This window comes from Idiomarina sp. UBA4206, from assembly GCF_002383015.1.
Classification (GTDB): domain Bacteria; phylum Pseudomonadota; class Gammaproteobacteria; order Enterobacterales; family Alteromonadaceae; genus Idiomarina; species Idiomarina abyssalis.
In genome coordinates this window covers 1,532-5,128 of sequence record NZ_DFTS01000015.1, presented here as the reverse complement: position 1 = coordinate 5,128, position 3,597 = coordinate 1,532, and the positions used below count along the sequence as shown (strand labels likewise).

At 49.1% G+C, this 3,597-nt stretch carries 2 protein-coding genes; both read right to left on the bottom strand.

Annotated features, from left to right (window positions below):
• A partial coding sequence (locus tag B3180_RS03290; RefSeq protein WP_286843053.1) for a TonB-dependent receptor domain-containing protein occupies window positions 1-2,500 on the bottom strand: 2,500 nt, incomplete at its 3' end.
• A 73-nt stretch (window positions 2,501-2,573) separates the two neighbouring features.
• Window positions 2,574-3,597: hypothetical protein (locus B3180_RS03285; RefSeq protein WP_286843051.1), on the bottom strand; the 1,024-nt coding region annotated here is incomplete at its 5' end.

Below are 3,597 nucleotides of genomic sequence, written 5' to 3'. Positions count from 1 at the left end.
CTGCTGCCAGAATGCGTTCGCCAAACACGTTGTAAACCAACGAGGTTGAGTGCTCGCCGTTAGCAGAGTCGTAGTTTAACTGGAAGTTCGCTACGTATTCTGAGTGTCCGGTCATACGCTTCGTCGGGTTAGTTAAGTTACCCGCCAACGCAGGGTCAATCGACGCTTCTGAGTCACTCCAGGTTAAGTTACCTGAGGTGAAGAAGCCGTTCGCCAAGTACCCTAAGTCGTGCAGCCATTCAAACTCAACACCGTATACTTCGGCTGATTCACCGTTCACATAGGTCAGTGTGTAATCTTCATCACCCACGCGCAGCACCGACTCAATTGGGTTTTCTATGTCCTTATAGAAGGCTGCAACGGTGTAGTTATCGCCATTATCCGCGTAGTACTCAAAGCGTGCATCGTAGTTACGTAAGTCACTGCTTTGCAAACCGGCCGTACCAAAGGTGCGAATATCCGTAGTCGGGTCGTAGTAAGCTACCGGAACCGTCTCGCGCAAGTCCGGACGAACCACGGTTTCACCGTAACCAAAGCGAAGCTGATAATTGTCATTAGCCATATAGGTCAGTGACAAAGCGGTGTAAACATCGTCTTCTGAAATCGAGCTATCGATAACGCGCTGAGGGTTGAAGTAGTTATTCAGGTCCTGCTCGTCGAAAATTAAGCTCGAGGTCGCCAATGACACTTGCTTAAAGTCTTCGTAACGAACACCACCACTGACACGCCAGGTATTGTCGAATATGGCATCGAACTCACCGTAATACGCATCGATTTTCTGAGCAGCCAGGTAATCATCCGCATTTGGCGCACCCGGTTCACGGAAGGTAATACGGAAGTCATTTTCGTCGATGACCTCATCGGTCAGATACCCGGTAACTCCCAGTACGTTGTCTAAATCATCCAGCACTGACAAACGTGATCCAGAAGCGTTATCCAGACTAAAGCGACTGGTGTTGTAGTAACGTGCTTTATCAACAAAGTCGTAGCCCGCTTTCAATTCCAGCTCTAATCCGGAAAACATTAATGGCAGCGAGAAATTACCACCGTATGACTTCACGTTGTCTTCCATATCTACGAACTGGAAAATCGCGCGGTTGTCATCACCCGTTACCCGAGTCTCAGAGAAGCTACCGTCAGTGTTGTAAATGTCATCAAAACGGTAAGACACTTCGGTCGGAATTTCCGTCTCCGCTTTTGACTCCGTGTACTGCCAGTCAAAACCAATACCCCAATAGTCCATAAAGGTGTGCTGGCCGCGGAATTGGTCCACGTTTAGTACCCGCTCTTCGTATTTGAACTCATGTTCGCGGTTAGCAATACCGGTTCCGGCAATGGTTTTCAGGTTACTGCCGTTGGGGCTTTGCTTAATACCAAATTCTGACTCGTCCTCTGAGTCTTCCAGGTAAATTTTGGTGTAGCTGACGCTGTGTGTGTCTAATTCATAGCCTGCGGTAAAAAAGCCGTTAAGACGTTCTGTTTCCTGTGTCACCGTAGTTTCAGACAAGGTGTTGTAACACGAGTTAGAGACATCCTCGGCAGTCTCCAGCGAAGTTGAACAGCCCTCTTCAGCATTGTTACTGATAACCGCATTACGACGCTCTGAGACATCCCAGTCATTGTCATAAGACGCAGCAGCCAACACTCCGATAGTGCCGCCCAACCAGGACTCATCAAAACTGTTACCTAAGGTCGCTTTTAAATCAAAGTTAGGATCCAGAGACTCTTCCTTTAGCACCATGTCACGAGGTAATTGTTTCGCCAGTGACGCATTAATCGCCCGCGCCTGATCACCAGCACTGTTCCCGCTGCCGCTCAGTCCATCGGTATTAATAATGTTGCGTAAGCTAAAGTCTCCCTGATAACGACCAATCGCATCGCGGATCCCATCAGGAATGCCGTCATCGTTGCGGTTATAGGTGTAGCCGTCATCCGCATTGCTGTTAAGACCGACTCCTGCCTCAACATTAAAGATAAAGTCATCCGGCAGCGAGCGCGTACGGATATCGATGTTACCACCACCAAAAGCCGCCGGCATGGAAGGTGAAAACACCTTTTGTACCGCCATGCTTTCAATAATGGTCGATGGAATAATGTCCAGCGGTACCACGTTACGGGTTAAGTCCGGGCTGGGAATACTGGCGCCGTTAATGCGGGCACTTGAGTAGCGCTCACCTAAACCACGCACGTAAATAAATTTGCCGTCCACCAGAGTCAAACCGGTCACCCGGCGCAACGCTGAAGCCGCGTCGCTGTCACCGGAACGGGACAGCTGCTCTGCACCCAGAATATCTGCCACAAAGGCCTGGTTTTTGCGCTCTTCAACCACTGCAGCCGCACTTCCCTGCAAACGACTACCGGTAGTAACCACTTCTTCAATGGTCGACTCGCGTTCAACGTCAGTTTCGTCAGCTTGCTGTGCCAAAGCTGTCGGAGCCGTGGCAAACAGGCCCAAACCAACCGCTAAAGCAACCGGCTTGAGTTTGTATTGATTCTTCATAATCAACTCCTGCAATAAAATCGGAAAATAGGCGCAACTGTGGTGCGCCTATTTATTCGCATTCCAACTCTAATTAGTCCTGCTCAGAAGCAGCTACAGCAGTTTCAACCCACTGGTACCATTCAGAGCTTGTATCGTCGTCAGAAAGTGCGCCGATAAAATCAACCGGAGTAAAGAAGTCATCATTCAATGCGGTTAAGTCATTCGCAGCAATAGTGATTGAAGAAGACATATCGGTCGAAATACCATCGTCATTCAGAACCATTGCTGAACCGTCTAACACTTCATTTTCACCACCGTTGTCATACCATTGGCTGTAGGTTTCGCCGTCACCAAAGGTATTGTCACCGGTGTTCACAAAGTTATTGGTACACGCCATAACCGAGCTGTAGAAATCGAGTTCGCCATTATCAACGCCCGCTTCACCGTCTGAAGTGAAGAAGACACAGCCGTCGTCTGCCGTACCGTTCTCTTTAATTTTCAGTACGTTGTACATCTGCCCCTGGAAGTTGTCGTCAAATTTCGTAGCGATTGACGGGTCGTTATCACGTACGGATGTGCCGTCGGTAGTGATAATAGTCACGTTAGCAATAGTCGGTGCAGATGTTGGTGCTTGCGAATAGTCCGGACCATTGTTTTTCTCGCCGTCTGCCTCAAAACCACCGTTACCCATGTAGTTGGTCTGACCGTCTACTGTCACTGTGCCATGTTTAATAAACACAAATTGCGCACGTCCCTGCCAACCAGCGTCCATATCCAGCGAGTCATCCTGGGTATCCGTTACGACAATGTTTCTTAAGTCAGCAGCGCCACCGAAGAACTCAATGCCATCATCAAAGCCCTGGTGAATGTGAATAAACTCATAAGAAGAGCCTGAACCTACTGCGTTTAGCGTTAGTGAGTTCAAGTCATCACCGTCACCGCCGTCACGAGGACCCGAGCCTGCGTACCAAATTTGTGCGTACTTCATTGAACCGCTGTCGTCAGTGTTGTCGTTACCACCGTAGAAGCTGACAATACCTTCCGATTCACGGTTACAGGTACCACCGTCGCGCTCTGCATCAGTACACTCATTGGTAATACCGTTACCGTTAACG